Origin of the sequence: Streptomyces sp. NPDC014991 (genome assembly GCF_043080665.1) — a bacterium.
GTDB lineage: Bacteria > Actinomycetota > Actinomycetes > Streptomycetales > Streptomycetaceae > Streptomyces.
The window spans coordinates 148,782-170,491 of record NZ_JBIBVY010000018.1 but is presented as its reverse complement, the minus strand read 5'-3'; the positions used below and the strand labels follow the sequence as shown (position 1 = coordinate 170,491).

19 protein-coding genes, 1 rRNA gene and 1 riboswitch are annotated in these 21,710 nt (G+C 70.5%); of the genes, 12 read left to right on the top strand and 8 right to left on the bottom strand.

Annotated features, from left to right (window positions below; all coding sequences use genetic code 11):
• The 11 genes from rrf to ACF1BE_RS26015 all read left to right on the top strand — a co-directional run.
• A 5S ribosomal RNA gene (rrf, locus tag ACF1BE_RS26065) occupies nt 1-95 on the top strand; the annotation flags it as partial.
• A 110-nt stretch (nt 96-205) separates the two neighbouring features.
• Nucleotides 206-832: a CDP-alcohol phosphatidyltransferase family protein gene (locus tag ACF1BE_RS26060; protein WP_392201447.1), complete on the top strand. Its 627-nt coding sequence runs from the start codon at nt 206-208 to the stop codon at nt 830-832.
• Between the two features lie 106 nt (nt 833-938).
• The gene (locus ACF1BE_RS26055; RefSeq protein ID WP_392201446.1) at nt 939-3,434 is read left to right on the top strand and encodes a sugar phosphate nucleotidyltransferase; all 2,496 of its coding nucleotides are present in this window, start codon (nt 939-941) and stop codon (nt 3,432-3,434) included.
• Nucleotides 3,435-3,546: 112 nt separating this feature from the next.
• Entirely contained in the window at nt 3,547-4,464 is a 918-nt protein-coding gene (locus ACF1BE_RS26050; RefSeq protein ID WP_392201445.1) for a DUF881 domain-containing protein, read from the top strand.
• The gene (locus tag ACF1BE_RS26045; RefSeq protein WP_003988855.1) at nt 4,461-4,793 is read left to right on the top strand and encodes a small basic family protein; all 333 of its coding nucleotides are present in this window, start codon (nt 4,461-4,463) and stop codon (nt 4,791-4,793) included. The genes ACF1BE_RS26050 and ACF1BE_RS26045 overlap by 4 nt, the downstream gene beginning before the upstream one ends.
• A gap of 5 nt (nt 4,794-4,798) precedes the next feature.
• The gene (locus tag ACF1BE_RS26040) at nt 4,799-5,668 is read left to right on the top strand and encodes a DUF881 domain-containing protein (RefSeq protein WP_392201444.1); all 870 of its coding nucleotides are present in this window, start codon (nt 4,799-4,801) and stop codon (nt 5,666-5,668) included.
• A 190-nt stretch (nt 5,669-5,858) separates the two neighbouring features.
• Nucleotides 5,859-6,689 carry an FHA domain-containing protein gene (locus ACF1BE_RS26035; RefSeq protein WP_392201443.1) on the top strand — a complete coding sequence of 277 codons (831 nt, stop codon included), beginning with the start codon at nt 5,859-5,861 and terminating at the stop codon, nt 6,687-6,689.
• A 44-nt stretch (nt 6,690-6,733) separates the two neighbouring features.
• The gene (locus ACF1BE_RS26030; protein WP_392201442.1) at nt 6,734-7,471 is read left to right on the top strand and encodes a MerR family transcriptional regulator; all 738 of its coding nucleotides are present in this window, start codon (nt 6,734-6,736) and stop codon (nt 7,469-7,471) included.
• 154 nt (nt 7,472-7,625) lie between these two features.
• Nucleotides 7,626-8,099, top strand: a complete 474-nt coding sequence (locus ACF1BE_RS26025; protein ID WP_026253112.1) for a bifunctional nuclease family protein — start codon at nt 7,626-7,628, stop codon at nt 8,097-8,099.
• A 261-nt stretch (nt 8,100-8,360) separates the two neighbouring features.
• Nucleotides 8,361-9,044, top strand: a complete 684-nt coding sequence (locus tag ACF1BE_RS26020; RefSeq protein WP_392201441.1) for a MerR family transcriptional regulator — start codon at nt 8,361-8,363, stop codon at nt 9,042-9,044.
• Nucleotides 9,045-9,110: 66 nt separating this feature from the next.
• Nucleotides 9,111-10,727 (top strand): DNA polymerase IV, encoded by a 1,617-nt coding sequence (locus ACF1BE_RS26015; protein WP_392201440.1) that lies wholly within the window; start codon nt 9,111-9,113, stop codon nt 10,725-10,727.
• Here ACF1BE_RS26015 and ACF1BE_RS26010 read toward each other — a convergent pair.
• Entirely contained in the window at nt 10,631-11,020 is a 390-nt protein-coding gene (locus ACF1BE_RS26010; protein WP_392201439.1) for a PRC-barrel domain-containing protein, read from the bottom strand. The two genes, ACF1BE_RS26015 and ACF1BE_RS26010, sit on opposite strands and share 97 nt — an antisense overlap.
• 119 nt (nt 11,021-11,139) lie before the next feature.
• Nucleotides 11,140-11,234, top strand: a riboswitch (glycine riboswitch).
• Between the two features lie 175 nt (nt 11,235-11,409).
• On the opposite strand from ACF1BE_RS26010, the gene gcvP reads away from it, so the two are divergent.
• On the top strand, nt 11,410-14,295 hold the full coding sequence (gene gcvP, locus ACF1BE_RS26005) for an aminomethyl-transferring glycine dehydrogenase (RefSeq protein WP_392201438.1): 2,886 nt from the start codon (nt 11,410-11,412) through the stop codon (nt 14,293-14,295).
• 55 nt (nt 14,296-14,350) lie between these two features.
• On the opposite strand, the gene ACF1BE_RS26000 is transcribed toward gcvP, so the two are convergent.
• The 7 genes from ACF1BE_RS26000 to ACF1BE_RS25970 all read right to left on the bottom strand — a co-directional run bounded on the left by ACF1BE_RS26000 (nt 14,351) and on the right by ACF1BE_RS25970 (nt 21,579).
• On the bottom strand, nt 14,351-14,770 hold the full coding sequence (locus ACF1BE_RS26000; protein WP_392201437.1) for a molybdopterin-binding protein: 420 nt from the start codon (nt 14,768-14,770) through the stop codon (nt 14,351-14,353).
• Between the two features lie 27 nt (nt 14,771-14,797).
• Nucleotides 14,798-16,081, bottom strand: a complete 1,284-nt coding sequence (locus tag ACF1BE_RS25995; protein WP_392201436.1) for an ABC transporter ATP-binding protein — start codon at nt 16,079-16,081, stop codon at nt 14,798-14,800.
• Entirely contained in the window at nt 16,078-16,938 is an 861-nt protein-coding gene (gene modB / locus ACF1BE_RS25990) for a molybdate ABC transporter permease subunit (protein ID WP_392201435.1), read from the bottom strand. The genes ACF1BE_RS25995 and modB overlap by 4 nt, the downstream gene beginning before the upstream one ends.
• Nucleotides 16,935-17,714 carry a molybdate ABC transporter substrate-binding protein gene (modA, locus tag ACF1BE_RS25985; protein WP_392201454.1) on the bottom strand — a complete coding sequence of 260 codons (780 nt, stop codon included), beginning with the start codon at nt 17,712-17,714 and terminating at the stop codon, nt 16,935-16,937. Before modA ends, modB begins: the two co-directional genes overlap by 4 nt.
• A 763-nt stretch (nt 17,715-18,477) precedes the next feature.
• Nucleotides 18,478-18,972 (bottom strand): DUF4265 domain-containing protein, encoded by a 495-nt coding sequence (locus ACF1BE_RS25980; protein ID WP_392201453.1) that lies wholly within the window; start codon nt 18,970-18,972, stop codon nt 18,478-18,480.
• 79 nt (nt 18,973-19,051) lie between these two features.
• On the bottom strand, nt 19,052-19,453 hold the full coding sequence (locus ACF1BE_RS25975; RefSeq protein ID WP_392201434.1) for a molybdopterin-binding protein: 402 nt from the start codon (nt 19,451-19,453) through the stop codon (nt 19,052-19,054).
• A 167-nt stretch (nt 19,454-19,620) separates the two neighbouring features.
• On the bottom strand, nt 19,621-21,579 hold the full coding sequence (locus tag ACF1BE_RS25970) for an amino acid transporter (RefSeq protein WP_392201433.1): 1,959 nt from the start codon (nt 21,577-21,579) through the stop codon (nt 19,621-19,623).
• Nucleotides 21,580-21,710: the final 131 nt, after the last annotated feature.

Sequence of the window (21,710 nt, the reverse complement as noted above, 5' to 3'; positions counted from 1 at the left end):
AAACGCCCGGTTACATACCGAACCCGGAAGCTAAGCCTCACAGCGCCGATGGTACTGCAGGGGGGACCCTGTGGGAGAGTAGGACACCGCCGAACTCCTTTTAGAGCTCCGGCTCCTGGGCATTACTGCCCAGGAGCCGGAGCTTTTTTGCGTTGAGGTAGGGTCAGGGAGCATCGTCGGCTCATTTCGCACAGGAGGCCCCCGGATGGAGGTCCAGGAGACCCGCGTCCAGACAGACCGGGTCCTCACCATCCCCAACATCCTCAGCATGGCGCGGCTCGTCGGCGTACCGCTCTTCCTGTGGCTGATCCTCAGGCCCGAGTTCGGCGGCCCCAAGAGCGACGGGTGGGCCCTCCTGGTACTGGCGTTCAGCGGGATCAGCGACTACCTCGACGGCAAGCTCGCACGGCGCTGGAACCAGATCAGCAGCCTCGGCCGGCTCCTCGACCCCGCCGCGGACCGCCTGTACGTCCTCACCACGCTGCTGGGGCTCACCTGGCGGGAGATCCTCCCCCTCTGGCTCACCGGCCTGCTGCTGGCCCGAGAACTGGTCCTCCTGGTCATGGTGGGCATCCTGCGCCGGCACGGGTATCCGCCGCCGCAGGTCAACTTCCTCGGGAAGGCCGCCACGTTCAACCTGATGTACGCCTTCCCTCTCCTGCTGCTGAGCGACGGACAGGGTTGGATCGCGTCACTCGCCGCAATTTTCGGATGGGCGTTCGCCGGATGGGGTACAACCCTCTATTGGTGGGCAGGAGTGCTCTACGTGGTGCAAGTCCGCCGATTGGTGCGTGCGGACGCCACGGTCGATCGAACTCGGCGATTGTCCTGACGTAAGTCCTGGCGTAACGCCTCGTTGGCCCGCGGTGGAAAAGTGCGGGACAATCTGGACGGGTGAAGTCGGCTAGACCGTCGTCTCTGAGGAGGACGCTTCCGACATGAAGGCCGTCGTGATGGCCGGTGGCGAAGGCACACGCCTGCGCCCCATGACCTCGAGCATGCCCAAGCCGCTCCTGCCTGTGGCCAACCGCCCGATCATGGAGCACGTGCTACGGCTGCTCAAAAGGCACGGGCTCAACGAGACCGTCGTCACCGTGCAGTTCCTGGCTTCGTTGGTCAAGAACTACTTCGGTGACGGCGAGGAGCTCGGTATGGAGCTCACCTATGCCAACGAGGAGAAGCCACTCGGTACCGCCGGAAGCGTCAAGAACGCCGAGGAGGCGTTGAAGGACGACGCCTTCCTCGTGATCTCCGGCGATGCCCTGACCGACTTCGACCTCACCGAGCTGATCAACTTCCACAAGGAGAAGGGCGCGCTCGTCACGGTCTGCCTGACCCGGGTGCCCAATCCGCTGGAGTTCGGCATCACCATCGTGGACGAGGAAGGGAAGGTCGAGCGCTTCCTGGAGAAGCCGACCTGGGGACAGGTCTTCTCCGACACGGTCAACACGGGCATCTACGTCATGGAGCCCGAGGTCTTCAACTACGTCGACCCCGATGTTCCGGTCGACTGGTCCGGCGACGTCTTCCCGCAGCTGATGAAGGAAGGCAAGCCGATCTACGGCTACATCGCCGAGGGCTACTGGGAGGACGTCGGCACCCACGAGAGCTATGTGAAGGCCCAGGCGGACGTTCTCGAAGGCAAGGTCGACGTCGACATCGACGGCTTCGAGATCTCACCGGGCGTGTGGGTGGCGGAAGGCGCCGAGGTGCACCCCGACGCCGAGCTGCGCGGACCGCTGTACATCGGTGACTACGCGAAGGTCGAGGCCGGCGCGGAGATCCGCGAGCACTCCGTCATCGGCTCGAACGTCGTCGTCAAGAGCGGTGCCTTCCTGCACAAGGCGGTCGTCCACGACAACGTGTACATCGGGCAGCACAGCAACCTGCGCGGCTGCGTCGTCGGCAAGAACACCGACATCATGCGGGCCGCCCGGATCGAGGACGGCGCGGTCATCGGTGACGAGTGCCTGATCGGTGAGGAATCGATCGTCCAGGGCAACGTCCGCGTCTACCCGTTCAAGACCATCGAGGCCGGCGCTTTCGTCAACACCTCGGTGATCTGGGAGTCGCGGGGACAGGCGAACCTGTTCGGCGCCCGTGGCGTGTCCGGCATCCTGAACGTCGAGATCACCCCCGAGCTGGCGGTCCGGCTCGCCGGTGCCTACGCGACGACCCTGAAGAAGGGCGCCACCGTCACCACCGCCCGCGACCACTCGCGAGGTGCCCGCGCGCTCAAGCGTGCGGTGATCTCCGCGCTGCAGGCCAGCGCCATCGACGTACGCGATCTGGAGAACGTGCCGCTGCCCGTGGCCCGGCAGCAGACCGCGCGCGGCAGCGCCGGCGGCATCATGATCCGCACCTCGCCCGGCGTTCCCGACTCGGTGGACATCATGTTCTTCGACTCGCAGGGCGCGGACCTGTCGCAGGGCAGCCAGCGGAAGCTGGACCGCGTGTTCGCGCGGCAGGAGTACCGGCGCGCGTTCCCCGGTGAGATCGGCGATCTCCACTTCCCGGCGAGCGTCTTCGACTCGTACACCGGATCGCTGCTGCGCGACGTCGACACGACGGGCATAGCGGAGGCCGGCCTCAAGGTCGTCGTGGACGCCTCGAACGGCAGCGCCGGGCTCGTGCTGCCCAGCCTCCTCGGCAAGCTCGGTGTGGACTCGCTGATCATCAACCCGGGTCTCGACGAGTCGAGGCCGACGGAGACGGCGGAGATGCGGCGCAAGGGCCTGGTGCGGCTCGGGGAGATCGTCGCGTCGTCGGGTGCCGCGTTCGGTGTCAGGTTCGACCCGGTCGGTGAGCGGCTGTCGCTCGTCGACGAGAAGGGCCGGATCATCGAGGACGACCGGGCCCTGCTGGTGATGCTGGACCTGGTGGCAGCCGAGCGGCGCAGCGGGCGGGTGGCCCTTCCGGTCACCACGACCCGGATCGCCGAGCAGGTGGCCGCCTACCACGGCACCCAGGTCGAGTGGACCACCACCTCGCCCGACGACCTCACGCGCGTCGGCGGCGAGGAAGGCACCATCTTCGGCGGTGACGGCAAGGGCGGGTTCATCGTCCCCGAGTTCAGCAGCGTCTACGACGGCACAGCGGCCTTCGTACGGCTCATCGGGCTCGTGGCACGTACCCAGCTCACGCTCAGCCAGATCGACGCCAGGATCCCCCGGGCGCACGTCCTCAAGCGGGACCTGGCGACGCCGTGGGCCGTCAAGGGCCTGGTGATGCGGCGGGTCGTCGAGGCCGCCGGGGACCGCTTCGTCGACACGACCGACGGTGTGCGGGTCGTGGAGACCGACGGACGCTGGGTGATGGTGCTGCCCGACCCGGCCGAGGCGGTCACGCATCTGTGGGCCGAGGGGCCGGACGACGCCTCCGCGCAGGCCCTGCTGGACGAGTGGGCGGCCGTCGTGGACAGCGCCGGCCGGTAGTCCCGGAACGGCGAACGCCGTCGCCCGCCCGCGTGCCGGACAAGCGTCCCCAAGGGGGCCTGTCCGGCACGCGGGTGGGGCCGTTCGGAGGTACGGCTCGCGACATGCGACGATGTGCGGCATGCCGCAGCAACCCCCCGTTCGGAGCAGCCCCACGCGGCCGCAGCGCCCGGACGCCTCCATGTCGTTGATCACCAACGTCATGGACCACAGCCTCGACGACGGATACGCCGAGGCCGCCGCCCGGAAGAAGGCCCAGGGCGAGGGCGGTCTGCCGAAGACGCTCCGGGCCAAGCTGGGCCTGGCCGCCGGCCTCGTCCTCGCGGCGCTGGTCGTCACCGTGGGAGCGGCCCAGGCGCGCGTCGCGGCGCCCGTGGTGGCCAAGGAACGCCAGGAACTGATCGACCGCGTCGACAGCGAGACCGCGGACGCGGACAAGCTCGAGAGCACGGTCGACAAGCTGCGCGACGACGTCGGCGCGCGCCAGCGGGCGGCCCTGAGGTCCAGCGGCGGCAGCGCCGCGGCGGACCTGGTGGGCGTGCTGTCCGGCGCGACCGCCGTGCACGGGCCCGGCGTCAGGCTCGTCGTGAACGACGCCAAGGAAGCAACCAGCGGCGGGGACGGGGCCAATCCGCGGGAGACGTCGGGCTTCTCCGACACCGGCCGGCTGCGTGACCGCGACATGCAGCGCGTGGTCAACGGGCTGTGGGCGTCGGGGGCCGAGGCGGTCTCCATCAACGGGCAGCGGCTGACGGCCCTGTCCGCGATCAGGGCCGCGGGCGACGCGATCCTGGTCGACAACAGGCCGCTGGTGCCGCCGTACACGGTGCTGGCGGTGGGGGACCGGCAGAGGCTCGGCACCACGTTCCAGAACAGCGCCGACGGCCTGTACCTGCATGCCCTGGTGGAGAACTACGGCATCCGCGCCACCATCTCCCCGGAGGGTGACGTCCGGCTGCCCGCCGCACCGAGTGTGATCGTGCGTACAGCACAGCCGAGCAACGAGAACAGCGAGAAGGGCACATCGTGATCGCCGTACTGGGTCTCGTCGTGGGAGTCGTGGCCGGCCTGCTGGTCCGGCCCGAGGTTCCGGCGGTCGTCGAGCCTTATCTGCCGATCGCCGTCGTCGCGGCGCTGGACGCCGTCTTCGGCGGACTGCGGGCCATGCTCGACGGCATCTTCGACGACAAGGTCTTCGTGGTGTCGTTCCTGTCGAACGTGGTCGTCGCCGCGCTGATCGTTTTCCTCGGTGACAAGCTGGGCGTCGGCGCGCAGCTGTCCACGGGCGTCGTCGTGGTCCTGGGCATCCGGATCTTCTCCAACGCCGCGGCGATCCGGCGACACGTCTTCCGGGCGTGACACCGATGAGTGAACAGAACGACCGGAACGACCGGAACGACCAGCCGGAGAGCCGGCTGCCGGAGCACGGGCTGCGCAGGGAGCTGCCGGCCGAGGTGCCCGCGTCCGTGCCCGGGGCCGGGCAGCCGGCCGGGGAGCAGGCCCAGCAGCCGCTGACCGGACGGCAGCGACTCGTCCAGGGTCTGTGGCCGCCGCGCTTCACCCGCGCCCAACTCATCGTCGCGGTGCTGCTGTTCGGCCTCGGCTTCGGCCTGGCCGTCCAGGTGGCGTCCAACAGCGACACCGACAGCGCGCTGCGCGGCGCCCGTCAGGAAGATCTCGTACGCATCCTCGATGAACTGGACTCGCGTACTCAGCGTCTTGAGGACGAGAAGCAGGGACTCGAGAAGCAGCGTCAGGAGCTTCAGAGCAGCTCCGACCAGGCCGCGGAGGCACGCAGGCAGACCGCCGAGAAGAAGAGGCAACTCGGCATCCTGGCGGGCACCGTGGCGGCGCAGGGTCCCGGCATCACCATGACGATCGAGGACACGAAGGGGACGGTCCAGGCGGACATGCTGCTCGACGCGATCCAGGAGCTGCGCGCGGCCGGCGCGGAGGCGATCCAGGTCAACGGGGTCCGGGTGGTCGCCGGCACCTACTTCACCGACTCCGGCAAGAGCGTGAGCGTCGACGGGAACAAGATCAACGCCCCGTATCGTTTCAAGGTCATCGGCAAGCCGCAGGACCTCGAGCCGGCGCTCAACATCCCCGGAGGCGTGGTGCAGACCCTGGAGAAGGAGCAGGCCACGGCGACCGTGGAACGGTCGGACAAGATCGTCGTGGCTGCCTTGCGGCACGTGAAGCAGCCTGACTACGCTCGGTCGTCCTCCCGGTGAACCGGCGGTGCATGGCGGCTGTCGCGCACGGGCATGAGCTTGCGGGGGGTCGGCGCACCGAAGAGGTGACGCGTGATGGAAACTGTTTGGTGGATACGGACGTTGTGAGGATGTCCGGCTCGGCCGGTGTAGGCAATCAGGGTTCGTCCTGCCCCACGGGCGGGTCTGTTTCGGTCAAGGGGAATCGCCCGTGAAGTTGTTTGCGAAGTTGTTCGGCAAGAGCGCGCGAGAGGGCGGCGACAACGCCACCGCCCGTCATCGCGCGCAGCCTGACGCGGAGGGCCGGCGCCCGCTGTTCCGGGACCAGGTCGCTGGTCCGGGCGGTGACATTTCCGGTGGTCAGGGCGCGGCGTCTGTTGACCCTTCCCAGTCCGGCGGCATAGGTTTCGGGCAACCGTCAACCTCAGGTGCGGGTGGAGGGTTCGCCTCCGGCCCGTACGCGTCCAACGCCCCGGCGGGGCAGCCGCGGCAGGAGGATCCGTCGATGTCGGTCCTGGTGTGTACGAGGTGCGGTAACCGCAACGCGGAGAACGCCCGGTTCTGCTCCCACTGCGGCGCGCCGCTGCGCCCCGGAGTGGCACCCGAGCGGGCCTCCGAGACGACGTCCACGATCTCGATCTCCGGCCTCGAGGCCTACGACTCCGAGGCGACCGGCCAGACGCCGCTGCCGATGCTCTCCCCGGAGGCGCAGGCCGCGGTGGACGCGCTGCCGCTGGGCTCGGCGCTCCTGGTGGTGCGCCGGGGTCCGAACTCGGGCAGCCGCTTCCTGCTGGACAGCGACCTGACCACGGCCGGCCGGCATCCGCAGAGCGACATCTTCCTGGACGACGTGACGGTCTCCCGGCGGCACGTGGAGTTCCGGCGCTCCCCGGACGGCTCCTTCACGGTGGCCGACGTGGGCAGCCTGAACGGCACGTACGTCAACCGGGAGCGCATCGACCAGGTCGCGCTGTCGAACGGTGACGAGGTGCAGATCGGCAAGTACCGGCTGGTGTTCTACGCGAGCCGGCAGGGCATCTGACCCACCCCCGGACCGACGTCCGGGGGGACCCCCAGGGAAGGTCCATGCTGCGAACACCGAGCGGTGGTGCCGGAAGCGGTACCGCCGCCAGGGCCAGTGCGCTGATGAGCATCGGCACGGTGCTGAACGTGCTGCGCGACGAGTTCCCCGAAGTCACGATCTCCAAGATCCGCTTCCTGGAGTCGGAGGGGCTCATCGAGCCGCAGCGGACCCCGTCGGGGTACCGCAAGTTCAGCGCCGGGGACGTCGAGCGTCTCGGTCACGTCCTGCGGATGCAACGGGACCACTACCTCCCGCTCAAGGTGATCCGGGAGTACCTGGACGCCTTGGAGCGGGGGGAGGCCGCCCCGCTGCCCCTGGTCGGGCGCCAGCGCACCGCGGAGGACGGCCCGGAGCCGCCGGAGAGGCACACGGTGGCGAGGGTCGGCAAGGCCGAGCTGCTGGCCGCCGCGGGCACCGACGAGGCGGAACTGAAGGAGTGGGAGTCCTACGGGCTCATCGCTCCTCTGGAGGACGGGGCGTACGACGCCGAGGCGGTCACCGTGGCCGCGCTCATCGCCGAGCTGGGCCGTTTCGGCATCGAGCCGCGTCACCTTCGGGTGATGAAGGCCGCCGCGGACCGTGAAGCGGGGCTGGTGGACCAGGTGGTGGCCCCGCTCAGGCGCCACCGCAACCCGCAGACCAGGGCACTCGCCGAGGCTCGTACGAAGGAACTGGCGGCGCTCACGACGAAGCTGCACGCCGCTCTCGTGAAGACCGCCCTCGGCGTGCGCCTGCCCTGAGACCGCAGCTTCGCCGGAACCCGCGCGGGGACCGGCTGCGCCCCGGCTGACCGGCGCCGGGACGGGGGAGCGGTGGGGTGTCCGGGCGGCCGGATCGGGCACCTGTTCCCGGCCCGACTACCCAAACGTCCCGGGCACGGCCTAGGGTTGCTGTGTGAACGAGCTCGATGTCGTAGGTGTCCGGGTCGAAATGCCCTCCAACCAACCGATCGTGCTCCTGCGCGAAGTGGGAGGCGATCGTTACCTCCCCATCTGGATCGGGCCGGGGGAGGCGACGGCGATCGCCTTCGCCCAGCAGGGCATGGCCCCCGCGCGACCGCTGACCCACGACCTGTTCAAGGACGTGCTGGAGGCCGTCGGCCAGGAGCTGACCGAAGTCCGCATCACCGACCTGAGGGAAGGGGTCTTCTACGCGGAACTGGTGTTCGCCAGCGGGGTCGAGGTCAGTGCCCGTCCCTCCGATGCCATAGCGCTGGCCCTGCGCACCGGAACGCCTATCTACGGCAGTGACACGGTGCTGGACGACGCGGGCATCGCCATTCCGGACGAGCAGGAGGACGAGGTGGAGAAGTTCCGCGAGTTCCTCGACCAGATCTCGCCCGAGGACTTCGGCACCAGCAGCCAGTGAGACGCGGCGTCGGCCTGCCGGACACCGGGTTCCTCCGGGACGGTGGGCGGCTGCGCGGGTCCGTTGCCCCGGCAATTGCCTCCGGCCGGTGAGAGCGTCCTACGGCTTCCCGCGAGCGCATTCGGCTAGCCTTTCCCCGCGGTGGGACACGGGAAACCACTCCTTGGGTGATTATCACTCGGCGTGCCGAGTGTGGCGATCGTTGACGCACCCCTGGTGACTGCCTACCGTCGAGAAGGCAGGTCAAGGACGGAGGTCGGCGTGAGAACCAGCGGCGACGGTACGGCTGGGGGTGCCCCCGGACGCGGTTTCGGGGAGAGCGGTCCGTACCCGCCCCCGGACTCGCGGCTGCGCTCGAGCGGGGGATACCCCCGTCCCGGCAGCGCGGCCGAGCACGCTCCGCAGCTGCCGACGGCGGTGCCGGACGGCAAAGGGGTGGCGTCCATGACGTCCGAGCAGATCGGCTACCGCGGGCCCACGGCCTGCGCGGCCGCCGGCATCACCTACCGCCAGCTCGACTACTGGGCCCGCACCGGCCTGGTCGAGCCCAGCGTGCGGCCCGCCTACGGGTCGGGCACCCAGCGTCTGTACAGCTTCCGGGACGTCGTCGTCCTGAAGATCGTGAAGCGGTTCCTGGACACCGGGGTGTCGCTCCAGAACATCCGCACGGCCGTTCAGCACCTCAGGGAACGCGGTTTCCTCGACCTGGAGCGGATGACCCTGATGAGCGACGGCGCCACCGTGTACGAGTGCACGTCGCCGGACGAGGTCCACGCCCTGCTCCAGGGCGGTCAGGGTGTCTTCGGGATCGCCGTCGGCGTGGTGTGGCGGGACGTGGAGAGCGCGCTCTCCCAGCTGCACGGCGAGCGCATCGACACCGGGGAGACCCTGGTCGGGCAGAACCCCGCGGACGAGCTGGCGCGGCGCCGCAACCGGGCGGTCTGACGCCGGATCCCGTGCGGGGCCATGCGCGTCACCGCGTTGTCAGTGCCGTGGTGCAGCATCGGAGATGTGAGAAACGCGCCCACGGTCCTGCATCTCGACATGGATGCCTTCTTCGCCTCGGTGGAGCAGGCGTCCAAGCCGAGCCTGCGCGGGAAGGCCGTCGTGGTGGGCGGGCTCGGACCGCGCGGGGTGGTGGCCACCGCGTCGTACGAGGCACGGGTCTTCGGGGTCCACTCGGCGATGCCCATGGGGCAGGCGCGCCGGCTGGCACCCAACGCCGCCTATCTGGTGCCGCGCTTCACCTTGTACCGGACGGTCAGCGAGCAGGTGATGGCACTGCTGCGGGAGCTGTCACCGCTGATCGAGCCGCTCAGCCTGGACGAGGCGTTCGTGGACCTGGAGGCCGGGGGAGCCGCCTGGGACGAGGAGTCGGCGCGGCGGGCCGGGGAGAGGCTCCGCGCGGACATCCGGGCGGTCACCGGGCTCACCGGGTCGGTGGGGCTGGCCGCCTCCAAGATGCTCGCGAAGATCGCCTCCGAGCAGGCCAAGCCGGACGGCCTGGTGCTGATCGAGCCGGGGACCGAGCGGGCGCTGCTGGGGCCGATGCCGGTGCGGACCCTGCCCGGGGTCGGCCCGGCCACCGGGGACCATCTTCGCCGGGCCGGGATCACCACGGTCGGGGAGCTGGCCGAGGCGGGCGAGGACGAACTCGTCCGGATGCTCGGCAAGGCGCACGGGCACGCGTTGTACGCCATGGCCCTGGCCCGGGACGAGCGGCCCGTGGTGGCCGAGCGGGAGACCAAGTCGGTGTCCGTGGAGGACACGTACGACGTCGACATCCACGACCGGCTGCGGGTCGGCCTGGAGGTGCAGCGGCTGGCCGACCGGTGTGTACGGCGGCTGCGCGAGGCCGCGCTGTCCGGGCGGACCATCGTGCTGAAGGTGCGGCGGTACGACTTCTCGACCCTCACCCGTTCCGAGACGCTCAGAGGCCCCACGGACGATCCCACGGTCATCCGCGAGGCGGCGGCGCGACTGCTGGAGTCCGTGGACACCACGGGCGGGGTGCGGTTGCTCGGTGTCGGCGTGTCCGGGCTCGCCGACTACACGCAGGAGGACCTGTTCGCGCAGGCTGCGGGGGAGCGGGCGGTGGACCTCGCCGAGGAGGCCGTGCCGCAGGCCCCGGCGGAGCAGGCGGAGCCGGCCGAGCGGCAGTGGCGGGCCGGGCAGGACGTGCGGCACGACCACTGGGGACACGGGTGGGTGCAGGGCAGTGGGCTGGGCCGGGTCACCGTGCGCTTCGAGACGCCGCAGTCCGAGCCGGGGCGGGTACGGACGTTCCGGGTCGACGATCCCGCGCTGGCGCCGGCTGAGCCGCTGCCGCTGGTCACGGCGGCCGGCCCCGCCCACCCGACCGGCGTTCCCGGCCGGCCGAGCGGTGACCCACGCGGGGCACCGTCCCCGGGACAGGGTGCCTGCGCGGGCCGGGACGTACGGCAGCCGTCGGACGACGAGCGGGCCTCGGGTGCCTCAGGAGGGGATGACCTCGTGGGCGCGCCCGGTGTCGAGCACCCCGTCGGCGGGGGTCAGGGGCCCGGTGTGGGCCGGGGTTCCTCCGGTGGTGCCAGGGTGCCGACATCATGGTCCGGGACCTCGGGCGGGGGCGCCGTGTCCAGGCCGTAGTGGTGGTAGAGCTGGAGTTCCTGGTCGGGGGAGAGGTGCCGGCCCACGCCGAAGTCGGGGGCGTCCTTGATCAGGGCGCGGTCGAAAGGGACGTGCAGCGTGCCGTCGAGGAGTTCGCTGGGTTCCAGGGGGACGAAGGCGTCCCGGGAGAAGAGACCGGTGCGTACGGCAGCCCACTCGGGCACGCCGGTCGCGTCGTCGAGGTACACCTCGTCGATGGTGCCGATCTTGGCGCCATTGACGTCGAACACCTTGCGGCCGATCAGGTTGCGCGGATCGATGTCGGTTCGCACGGTCCCTCTCTCTCCACATGGTCGCAACTCATCCGTAAGCACTACGAAAGGGCACATTCAGGGAGGCGGCCACTCGAGGGCTCAGGCGTTGACCCCGCTGGTAGGCTGACAGCGGCTGCTGACCCCGCGCGGGAGAGTCCTCCGACCACATCGGAGGCGCCGAAGGAGCAAATCCTCCCCGGAATCTCTCAGGCTCACGTACCGCACGGACGAGGTCACTCTGGAAAGCAGGGCGGGTGTGCACGGCGTCCGCTCTCACCGACGGTGAAAGCCGGTGCCCGCGGAGGGCCCGGTGAAGCTCTCAGGTCGAGATGACAGAGGGGGAGGCCGTCGGGGTATCCGTACAGGGGTGCCCCTCGAAGGTCGCGTCAGACCAGGAGGCCTCCGCAATGACCGCCCATCGCATTCCGCTCTCCGAACTCGAAGCGGGTATCCCGTTCGAGCAGCGCCACATCGGCCCTGACCAGGAGGCGCGGGCCAAGATGCTCGCGCAGGTCGGGTACGGCTCGCTGGACGAGCTGACCGCCGCCGCGGTCCCGGACGTGATCAAGAACGCCGACGCCCTCGACCTGCCGGACGCCCGCACCGAGGCCGAGGTGCTCGCCGAGCTGCGCTCCCTCGCCGACCGCAACCAGGTCCTCGGCTCGATGATCGGGCTCGGGTACTACGGGACGTTCACGCCGCCCGTCATCCTGCGCAACGTCATGGAGAACCCGGCGTGGTACACGGCCTACACGCCGTACCAGCCGGAGATCTCCCAGGGCCGCCTGGAGGCCCTGCTGAACTTCCAGACGGTGGTCGCCGACCTCACCGGCCTGCCCACCTCCGGTGCCTCCCTGCTGGACGAGGGCACCGCCGCCGCCGAGGCGATGGCGCTCTCCCGGCGCATGGGCCGGAACAAGAAGGGCCTGTTCCTGGTCGACGCGGACGCGCTGCCGCAGACCATCGCCGTGATCGAGACGCGTGCCGAGCCGGCCGGCGTCGAGGTCGTCGTCGCCGACCTCAGCGACGGCATCCCGGCCGGGATCGCCGAGCGCGAGATCAACGGCGTGCTGATCCAGTACCCGGGCGCCTCCGGTGCCGTACGGGACATCAAGGCGGTCATCGACCAGGCGCACGAGCTGGGCGCTCTGGTGACGGTCGCCGCCGACCTGCTCGCGCTGACCCTGCTGACCTCCCCGGGCGAGCTGGGCGCGGACATCGCCGTCGGTACGACCCAGCGCTTCGGTGTGCCGATGGGCTTCGGCGGGCCGCACGCCGGCTACATGGCCGTACAGGAGAAGTTCGCGCGCAGCCTGCCCGGCCGTCTGGTCGGGGTCTCCGTCGACGCCGACGGCAACAAGGCCTACCGCCTGGCCCTGCAGACCCGTGAGCAGCACATCCGCCGTGAGAAGGCCACCAGCAACATCTGTACCGCGCAGGTGCTGCTCGCCGTGATGGCCGGCATGTACGCCGTCTACCACGGTCCCGAGGGTCTGCGGACCATCGCCCGCCGCACGCACCGCTACGCCACGGTTCTCGCCGCGGGCCTGAAGGCCGGCGGGGTCGACATCGTCCACGGCGCCTACTTCGACACCGTCACCGCGCGCGTGCCCGGCAGGGCCGCCGAGGTCGTCGCCGCCGCCCGGGACAAGGGGGTCAACCTGCGCCTGGTCGACGCCGACCTCGTCTCCATGGCCTGCGACGAGACCACCGGCCGGGCTCAGCTGGCCGCCGTCTGGTCGGCGTTCGGTGTCGAGGCCGACGTCGAGGCGCTGGACCCGGTCGCCGAGGACACCCTGCCCGAGGCGCTGCTGCGCACCGACGCCTATCTCACCCACCCGGTCTTCCACCAGTACCGCTCCGAGACCGCGATGCTGCGCTACCTGCGCAGGCTGGCCGACCGTGACTACGCGCTCGACCGCGGCATGATCCCGCTGGGCTCGTGCACCATGAAGCTCAACGCGACCACGGAGATGGAGCCGGTCACCTGGCCGGAGTTCGGGCAGCTGCACCCCTTCGTGCCCGCCGAGCAGGCCGAGGGCTATCTGACGCTCATCCGTGAGCTGGAGGAGCGTCTCGCCGAGGTCACCGGCTACGACAAGGTCTCGCTCCAGCCGAACGCCGGTTCGCAGGGCGAGCTGGCCGGTCTGCTCGCCGTACGGGGCTACCACCGCGCCAACGGCGACGAGCAGCGGACCGTCTGCCTGATCCCGTCCTCCGCGCACGGCACCAACGCGGCCAGTGCCGTGATGGCCGGCATGAAGGTCGTCGTCGTCAAGACCGCCGGAGACGGCGAGATCGACATCGAGGACCTGCGGGCGAAGATCGAGAAGCACCGTGACGAGCTGGCGGTGCTGATGATCACCTACCCGTCCACGCACGGTGTGTTCGAGGAGCACGTCGCCGACATCTGCGCCCGGGTCCACGACGCCGGCGGCCAGGTGTACGTCGACGGCGCCAACCTCAACGCCCTGGTCGGCGTGGCAAAGCCGGGCCACTTCGGCGGTGACGTCTCCCACCTGAACCTGCACAAGACGTTCTGCATCCCGCACGGCGGGGGTGGTCCGGGCGTCGGCCCGGTCGCCGTCCGCGAGCACCTGGCACCGTACCTGCCCAACCATCCGCTCCAGCCGGCCGCGGGGCCGGAGACCGGCGTCGGCCCGATCTCGGCCGCCCCGTGGGGCAGCGCGGGGATCCTGCCCATCTCGTGGGCGTACGTCCGCCTGATGGGCGGTGCGGGCCTGAAGCGGGCCACGCAGGTGGCCGTGCTGTCGGCGAACTACATCGCCAAGCGCCTGGAGCCGCACTTCCCCGTCCTGTACACGGGCCCCGGCGGCCTGGTCGCGCACGAGTGCATCATCGACCTGCGCCCGCTGACCAAGGCGACCGGCGTGAGCGTCGACGACGTCGCCAAGCGTCTGATCGACTACGGCTTCCACGCCCCGACCATGTCCTTCCCGGTGGCCGGCACGCTGATGATCGAGCCGACCGAGTCGGAGGACATCACCGAGCTGGACCGTTTCTGCGATGCGATGATCACCATTCGCGCGGAGATCGACAAGGTCGGTTCCGGCGCGTGGTCCGCCGAGGACAACCCGCTGCGCAACGCCCCGCACACCGCCGCCGCGCTCGGCGGTGAGTGGACGCACGCCTACAGCCGCGACGAGGCCGTCTTCCCGGCGGGCGTCTCGGCCGCCGACAAGTACTGGCCGCCGGTGCGCCGCATCGATCAGGCCTTCGGCGACCGCAACCTGGTCTGCTCCTGCCCGCCGCTGGACGCGTACGAGGACTGAGCGAGCCGCGCCCGAGGGTCCCGCCCGGCATCCGGGCGGGACCCTCGGGTTTCCGCTATGCCGTCGCCAGTGAGACCTCGGTCGCCTTGATCAGGGCGATGACGTCGGAGCCCACGAAGAGGCCGAGGTCCTCGGCCGCGTCCCTGGTGATGACGGCGGTGAGCTCGCCGCCGTCCACGGTGACCTTCACGGAGGCCATGACGTCGCCGACCACGAGTTGGGTGACCGCGCCGGGCAGCTGGTTGCGGATCGACAGGCCCGTGACCCGGTTGGTGGCCAGGGACACCTCCGTCGACTTCACCAGGGCGTGCACGGAGGAGCCCGGGGCGAGACCGAGCTGCTCGACGGCCTCCAGGGTGATGGCCGCCGTCAGGTTCTGGCCCCCGGTCAGGCGGACACCGACGGTCGCCATCACCTCGCCGGGGTGCACCTCGGTGACGGTGCCGGGCAACTGGTTGCGGATGCTGAGAGTCATGGCCCCTCACCGTAGTGGGCGAGGGTGTCAGGCCGGGTACGCGTGGGTCTGCGTCGCCTTGACCGTCGCCCAGACCGGTGCACCGGGGTGCAGGTCCAGCTCGGCCGCGGCGACCGTCGTCAGGTCCGCCGTGAGCGGAAGCCCGCCCGAGAGGTCGGCGCGGATCCGGTCGCCGTGCGTCTCCAGGCCCGCGACCTCGCATCGCCACACATTCCGGGCGCTGGCCCCGACGGGCCGGTCCCGGAAGAGGGTCACGGCCGACGGCGGGAACGCCACGAAGACCGGTCCCGACAGCTGCTCCGTCGTCGTGATCGCGGGCCCGGCGTCGAGCCGTACCGTGTGGCCCGCGGCCTGCCCGCGATAGAGGTTGAGGCCCACGAGCTGGGCGATGTAGTCCGTGCGCGGGTGGCGGGCGATCTCGGCGGGCGTGCCCTCCTGCACGACCCGCCCGTGCTCCACGACCACCAGCCGGTCCGCGAGCACCATGGCGTCCAACGGGTCATGGGTGACCAGTACGCAGACCGCCTCGAACTCCGCCAGGTGACGGCGGAGCTGGGCGCGGACCTCCAGGCGGGTACGGGCGTCCAGGGCCGCCAGCGGCTCGTCCAGGAGCAGCAGCCGGGGACGGGTGGCGAGGGCGCGGGCGAGCGCGACGCGCTGGGCCTGGCCGCCGGAGAGGCGGCGCGGTCTGGCGGCCGCGTGGCCGGCCAGGCCCATGCGCTCCAGCCAGGCCGCTGCCTGCGCGCGGGCCTCGGACCTCCCCGCACCCCGGCAGCGGGGGCCGAAGGCGACGTTGTCCAAAGCGGAGAGGTGCGGGAAGAGCAGGTAGTCCTGGAAGACCACGCCGACCGGGCGGGACTCCGGGGGCGTGCGCTCCAGCGAGATGCCGTCCAGACGCAGGTGGCCGTCGGTGAGCGGGGTGAGACCGGCGAGAGCGCGCAAGGCGGTGGTCTTGCCGGCGCCGTTGGGGCCGAGCAGGGCGATGACGTCCCCTGGGGCGGCCGTCAGGGTCACGTCCAGGCGGAACGGGGGGCGGTCGACGACGAGGTGGGCGTCCAGGCCTCCGTCTGGGGCGGTCCGGGCGGTCTCCGGGCGCGGGTGAAGAGCGGGTCGCCGTCCTCCGGCCGGATGCGGGTTCCCGCCCGGACCGACCGGGCGGCTCTCGACGCCTGGTGCCGGTGGCCCCTGTGGGGCGCGAGCACCGTCGGCTGCCGCGCGTACGTCCGGGGTGCGGTTGTCGGTGGTCGCCGGTACGCCTGGGCTCCCTGCGTGAGCGGAGGCGTCCGGGGGCTCGGGGCCGGTGTTCTTCATGAGGTGGGCGTCCAGCGGTTCCTGAGGCCGGCCAGCACGGCGATGGACACCGTGAGCAGGACGAGGCTGAGGGAGACGGCGGCTTCGGGGTCGTTCTGGAGGGCGAGGTAGACCGCGAGCGGCATGGTCTGGGTGCGGCCGGGGAAGTTGCCCGCGAAGGTGATCGTCGCGCCGAACTCACCGAGCGCTCGTGCCCAGGCCAGTACCGCGCCCGCCGCGATCCCGGGGGCGATCAGCGGCAGCGTGACCCGGCGGAACGCGGTGAAGCGCGAGGCACCCAGCGTGGTGGCCGCCTCCTCGTAGCGGGGGTCGGCGGCGCGCAGCGTGCCCTCCACGCTGATGACCAGGAACGGCATGGCCACGAACGCCTCCGCGATCACGACGCCCGCGGTGGTGAACGGCAGGGTGACCCCGAACCACGAGTCCAGCCACTGGCCGATGACGCCGTTGCGGCCCAGGGCGAGCAGCAGGGCCACGCCGCCGACGACCGGCGGCAGAACGAGGGGCAGCGTCACCAGGGCGCGCACGAGGCCCCGGCCGGGGAAGTCCGTGCGGGCCAGCAGCCAGGCCAACGGTACGCCGAGGACGAGGCACACGGCGGTCGCCGCGGTGGCGGTGACCAGGGACAGCTGGAGCGCCTGCCACACCTCGGCGCCGGCCAGCTGGTCCGGCAGGCTGCGCCAGGGGGCCCGGACGAGCAGGGCGAGCAGCGGCAGCAGCAGGAACGCCAGGGCCAGCAGGCCCGGCAGCAGCAGCGGCAACGGCACCCCGCGCCGGCCCCCGGTGCCGGCGCGGCGGCGCCGTGGCCGGACCGGGCGGGAGCCGGTCGTGGTGCCGGGCTCGTCGAGCGAGGTCACGGCTTGCGGAACCCGGCCGCGCTCAGCACCTTCTGGCCCTCGGCGGACCGCACGAGGGCGACGAAAGCCTTGGCGGCCCCGGCGTTCGGCGCGTCCTTCAGCACGGCGATCGGGTAGTCGTTGACCGCGTCGGCGGACTCGGGGAACTCCACGCCCTCCACCTTGCCGTGCGCGGCCTTCACGTCGGTCCTGTAGACCAGGGCCGCGTCGGCCTCCTTCAGCTCCACCTTGGTCAGGGCGCCCTTGACGTCCTGTTCGTAGGAGACGGGGGTCAGCTTCACCCTGCCTGCCGCCAGGGCCTTCTGGGCGGCGGCGCCGCACGGCACCGACTTGTCGCACAGGACGACCTTCAGGCCGGGTCCGGCGAGGTCCTTCAGAGAGGACAGCTTGTGCGGGTTGCCCGGCACGGTGACGATCTCCAGCTGGTTGCGGACGAAGATGGCCGGGGTGCCGGCGGTGTCCTTCCTGTCCGTGACGATCGCCATCGTCTTGGGGCTGGCGGCGGCGAAGACGTCCGCCGGGGCGCCGCCGGTGATGTTCGAGGCCAGGCTGTCGCTGCCGTTGAAGCTGAAGCTGACCTTGGTACCCGGGTGCTCCTTCTCGAACTGCCTGCCCAGCGCGGTGAAGCTCTCCTTCAGGGAGGCGGCGGCGAACACGGTGACCGGGCCGGACAGCGCCGGGGCGGGCTTGTCCGCCCGGTCGGTCGACGAGACGGAGGAGGAGCAGGCGCTGAGTGCCATCAGGGCGGCTGCCCCCGCGCCGGCCGGCTTCAGCATCCGCCGGGCCCGGCGCACGGAACGGCTCTTCACGATCTACTCCTCGGTTCGGTGGGCGGGCATCGGCCGTGCGGCGATGATACTGCCGCATCTGCCAGCTGTAAGTTGCCTGTCGCATCGCATGAGCAGCGCGCTCGCGGTTGGTGGCTTGCATGTGCGTTCGCCCGACGCTTGGGGGTGGATACAGCTCCGCCCCGGTCACCACCACCCAGGCCTACCTCGCCGTCTTCCAGGACGACCTGGTGCGGACCTACCGAGGCTGCCTCGACCGGCGTCGAGCCGAGCGCCCCCAAGAGGAATACCGCGAACCGACCACTGCGGAGTGGCGCAACTTCCAGCAGCACCTCGAACTTCGAAAAGTGTCGCTCGGCACCTGCGGGCGCCCCTACGGAACCCCTGCAAGCGCGAGCACGCCTGCATCCGCTGCCCCGTCCTCCAGATGGACCCCGCCAGAAGCCCCGCCTCGTCGAGATCATCCAAAACCTCCGCGAACGCATCCGAGAGGCCCGAGCCAACGGTTGGCTCGGCGAGGTCGAGGGACTCCAGGTCAGCTTCGACGCAGCGATGGCCAAGCTCAACAGTCTCAAGACCCCCCCACCGACGGACGCCCTCAACTGGTCGACCTCGGCATGCCCGTCTTCACCGGCGCTGCGCCACTGCCGCGTCCGAAGCCGGGAGAACCCGAGCTACGAAGCTGACCACCATGCACCCCCGAAAGCACCCACCGGCCCCGCCCCCAGCGGGGCCGTTCTCGCCGACCGGACTACGCGTTGCGCCATGCATCGGTGACACAACCGACTTCGAAGTGCCACCACCCATCCTCCTGGCCGCGGATAAGCAACGTCTTGATCCCACCAATGTCTGCCTCGGCCGGCACGGTGAGGGCGACCAACGGGAACTCCTCGCTGAAGACCTCACCGCCCAGGCCGAACGGCGACAGCCGCTCGTGCACAGCCCGAGCACTTCTCCCCAGTGGGCCGGAGGGAACGGGCAAGACCCGGACCGTGCAGTTGCCTGATCCCTCCACCCGTTCCTTCGCCCAGTGGAGTCCGTCGGCGTCTGTCACGAACCGCACGACCTCGCCCTCAGCCACCCCGTCTTGCAGGAAGGGGACGCTTTCCACCCTGGCGGTGTCTCCGCTCAGGCGAGTGGCCCAGAGCCCTTCAGTGTCGTGGGGGAGCCAGCCTTCGCGCGGCACAAACCGGTACCACACCTTGATCCGATCGCTCTCAGTAGCGCTGGGCTCGGACGGAGGCATAGAGGTCACGATCCAGATGATCCCGCATTCACCCCGCACACATCGAACGGAGGTCCGGTTGCCCTTAGTCCGGAAAAGGTCAGACCCGGTCGATGTGCACGTTGGTGGACTTCACCCGGGCGGTGGCCTCCATGCCGACCTCGAGGCCGAGTTCCTCCACGGCTTCCCGGGTGAGCAGCGAGACGAGCCGGTGCGGGCCCGCCTGGATCTCCACCTGGGCGGCGACGTCACCGAGCTTGATCGCGGTGACGATGCCGGGGAAGGCGTTGCGCACGGAGGTGTGGGAGGTGTCCTCCTCGCCGCTGCCGCCGCCCGCCCGGGCCAGTTCGACCGAGAACGCGGCCAGGTCCCGCCCGTCGATGAGGCGGCGCCCGGACTCGTCGCGGTGGGTGGTCATCCGGCCCGCGTCGGCCCAGCGGCGCGCGGTGTCCGGGCTGACGCCGAGCAGCCGTGCGGCCTGGCCGATCGTGTAGGACTGCATGCCGGTCACCATAGGCCCGGGCGGCGGGAACCGCGGACCTGGGGTCGGCCGCCGGATACAGCGGGGACGACGCGGGGTGACCGGCTCGGCGCGTCCACGGCCGTGAGCCCCTGCCCGGCCGGGCAGGACCGGTCGGGCCGGACCGCGGTGGGGCCGCGGCCCTGCCCTCACCCGGTGTGCACCCGCGGCCGGCGTGTCCGATCCGGTTCCGCCTCGCGCAGTACCTCCCGGGTCACCGGGGCGACCTCGCCCTGGCCGAAGAGGAAGAAGCGCAGGAAGTTGGTGAACGGACTGCCCTCGGTCCACTCGAAATAGATGTGCGGGGTGCAGCCGGTGACGTCCCGGACGTGGAGGAGAAGTGCGGCCAGGGCGTTGGAGATGGAGGAGTGCTCCAGCGTCAGCACGCGGTAACGGCCGTGCAGGACCTCGCCGCGCACGGTCAGACCCGTCTCGAACTCGGAGGGGTCGGTCACGGTGACCTCCGCGAAGACGAAGTCCTCCTGTTCCGGCATGTCGTTGTCGACCCGGATCTGTTCGATCTTCTCGCGGTACTCGGCCTTGTCGCGGCTGTCCGGCTCGTTGGCGATGAAACGCATCTTCCGGCTGGCCATGTCCCGGATGAACCGTTCCGCCAGCGGGTCCAGCGTTACGCTGGTCACCCGCAGTTCGAAGGCGCGGGCGAGCCGGGACAGCAGTGAGACCAGGATGATGCCCGCGATGAAGCAGGCACCGATCTTCACGCCGTCCGGACGCTCGATGACGTTCACCACGGTCGTGTAGAGGAACACCGCCGCTATCGCCGCGAACCCGATGGTCCAGCCCCGCTGCCCCGCCTTGCGCGCGGCGATGGTCACCGCGATCGCGGCCGAGCTGATCAGCACCAGGACACCTGTTGCGTAGGCGCCGCCCTGCTTGTTGACGTCGGCGTCGAAGATCCAGGTCACCAGGAACGCGATCAGCGTGAAGACGATGACCATCGGGCGCACGGCACGCGCCCAGTGCGGGGCCATGCCGTAGCGGGGCAGGTAGCGCGGCATCAGGTTCAGCAGGCCGGCCATGGCGGAGGCGCCCGCGAACCACAGGATGGCGATGGTCGAGACGTCGTACACCGTGCCGAAGATGCCGCCGAGGTACTCGTGCGCGAGGTAGGAGAGCGCGCGGCCGTTGGCGCCGCCACCGGGCTCGAACTCCGGCTCCGGGATCAGCAGCGTGGTGATGAAGCTGGTGGCGATCAGGAAGCCGCTCATGATGAGCGCGGCCGTGGTCAGCAGCTTCCGGGTGTCCCGGATCCGGCCGGCCGGCCGCTGCTCGGTGTCGCCCGGGTCGCCCTGGACGTGCGGCATGACGGCGACACCGGTCTCGAAGCCCGACAGGCCCAGGGCGAGTTTGGGGAACACGAGCAGTGCCACGCCGGCCATCGCGAAGACGTTGCCGTGTTCCGTGGTCAGGGCGCCGGCCCAGTCGGTGACCAGATGGCCGGCGGTGACGACGTGCCACAGGCCGACGATCACGACGACGACGTTGAGCCCGAGGTAGACGCCGACCAGGGCGACGGCGACCCCGATCGCCTCCAGGAAGCCCTTGAGGAAGACCGCGCCGAGCAGCGCCACCAGGAACAGCGTGATCAGCATCTGCTTGCCCTGGAGGGCGTTCGTCAGATGCGGGTTCTCCACCAGGTGGGTGGAGGCGTCGGCGGCGGAGAGCGTCATGGTGATCAGGAAGTCGGTCGCCGCGAAGCCCAGCAGCGTGAGCACGAACAGCTTGCCCTGCCAGAAGGACAGCAGGCGTTCCAGCATCGCGATGGAGCCCTCGCCGTGCGGGCTCTCCTCGGCCACCCGGCGGTAGACCGGCAGAGCGCCGGCCAGGGTGACGACGACGAGCACGATGGTCGCCACGGGGGAGAGGAGACCGGCCGCCAGCGCAGCGATGCCCGGCTGGTATCCGAGGGTGGAGAAGTAGTCGACACCGGTCAGGCACATCACCCGCCACCAGCGCTGCCCCTTGTGCGCAGACCCGGGCTGGGCGTGCGGTCCCGTGTGGCCACCGCCCTTGCCCATGTCGGACAGTCCCTCCAGCATCCAGGCGCGCAGTCGGCTGGTACTGGGAGGGCGCTCGGTCGTGACCATCGGCGTGCTCCTGACGTGCGGCTCAGCTCTTTCAGCCATCACGCGGGACGGCGGCAACAGCGTAAGCGGAGCGTGATGTCGAGGCCTGTGGATCAGGGCTCGGACGGCGTCAAGCTTGCGTTAAGAATGAC

Excerpts from the sequence above, each read along its gene's own strand:
- modA (WP_392201454.1), bottom strand. The coding sequence starts at position 17,714 with ATGCTGAAGCCGGCCGGCGCGGGGGCAGCCGCCCTGATGGCACTCAGC.
- ACF1BE_RS25975 (WP_392201434.1), bottom strand. The coding sequence starts at position 19,453 with ATGCAGTCCTACACGATCGGCCAGGCCGCACGGCTGCTCGGCGTCAGC.
- ACF1BE_RS25980 (WP_392201453.1), bottom strand. The coding sequence starts at position 18,972 with ATGCCTCCGTCCGAGCCCAGCGCTACTGAGAGCGATCGGATCAAGGTG.
- gcvP (WP_392201438.1), top strand. The coding sequence starts at position 11,410 with ATGACCGCCCATCGCATTCCGCTCTCCGAACTCGAAGCGGGTATCCCG.
- ACF1BE_RS26000 (WP_392201437.1), bottom strand. The coding sequence starts at position 14,770 with ATGACTCTCAGCATCCGCAACCAGTTGCCCGGCACCGTCACCGAGGTG.
- ACF1BE_RS25995 (WP_392201436.1), bottom strand. The coding sequence starts at position 16,081 with ATGAAGAACACCGGCCCCGAGCCCCCGGACGCCTCCGCTCACGCAGGG.
- ACF1BE_RS25970 (WP_392201433.1), bottom strand. The coding sequence starts at position 21,579 with ATGGTCACGACCGAGCGCCCTCCCAGTACCAGCCGACTGCGCGCCTGG.
- ACF1BE_RS26040 (WP_392201444.1), top strand. The coding sequence starts at position 4,799 with ATGAGTGAACAGAACGACCGGAACGACCGGAACGACCAGCCGGAGAGC.
- ACF1BE_RS26050 (WP_392201445.1), top strand. The coding sequence starts at position 3,547 with ATGTGCGGCATGCCGCAGCAACCCCCCGTTCGGAGCAGCCCCACGCGG.
- ACF1BE_RS26030 (WP_392201442.1), top strand. The coding sequence starts at position 6,734 with ATGCTGCGAACACCGAGCGGTGGTGCCGGAAGCGGTACCGCCGCCAGG.
- ACF1BE_RS26060 (WP_392201447.1), top strand. The coding sequence starts at position 206 with ATGGAGGTCCAGGAGACCCGCGTCCAGACAGACCGGGTCCTCACCATC.
- ACF1BE_RS26055 (WP_392201446.1), top strand. The coding sequence starts at position 939 with ATGAAGGCCGTCGTGATGGCCGGTGGCGAAGGCACACGCCTGCGCCCC.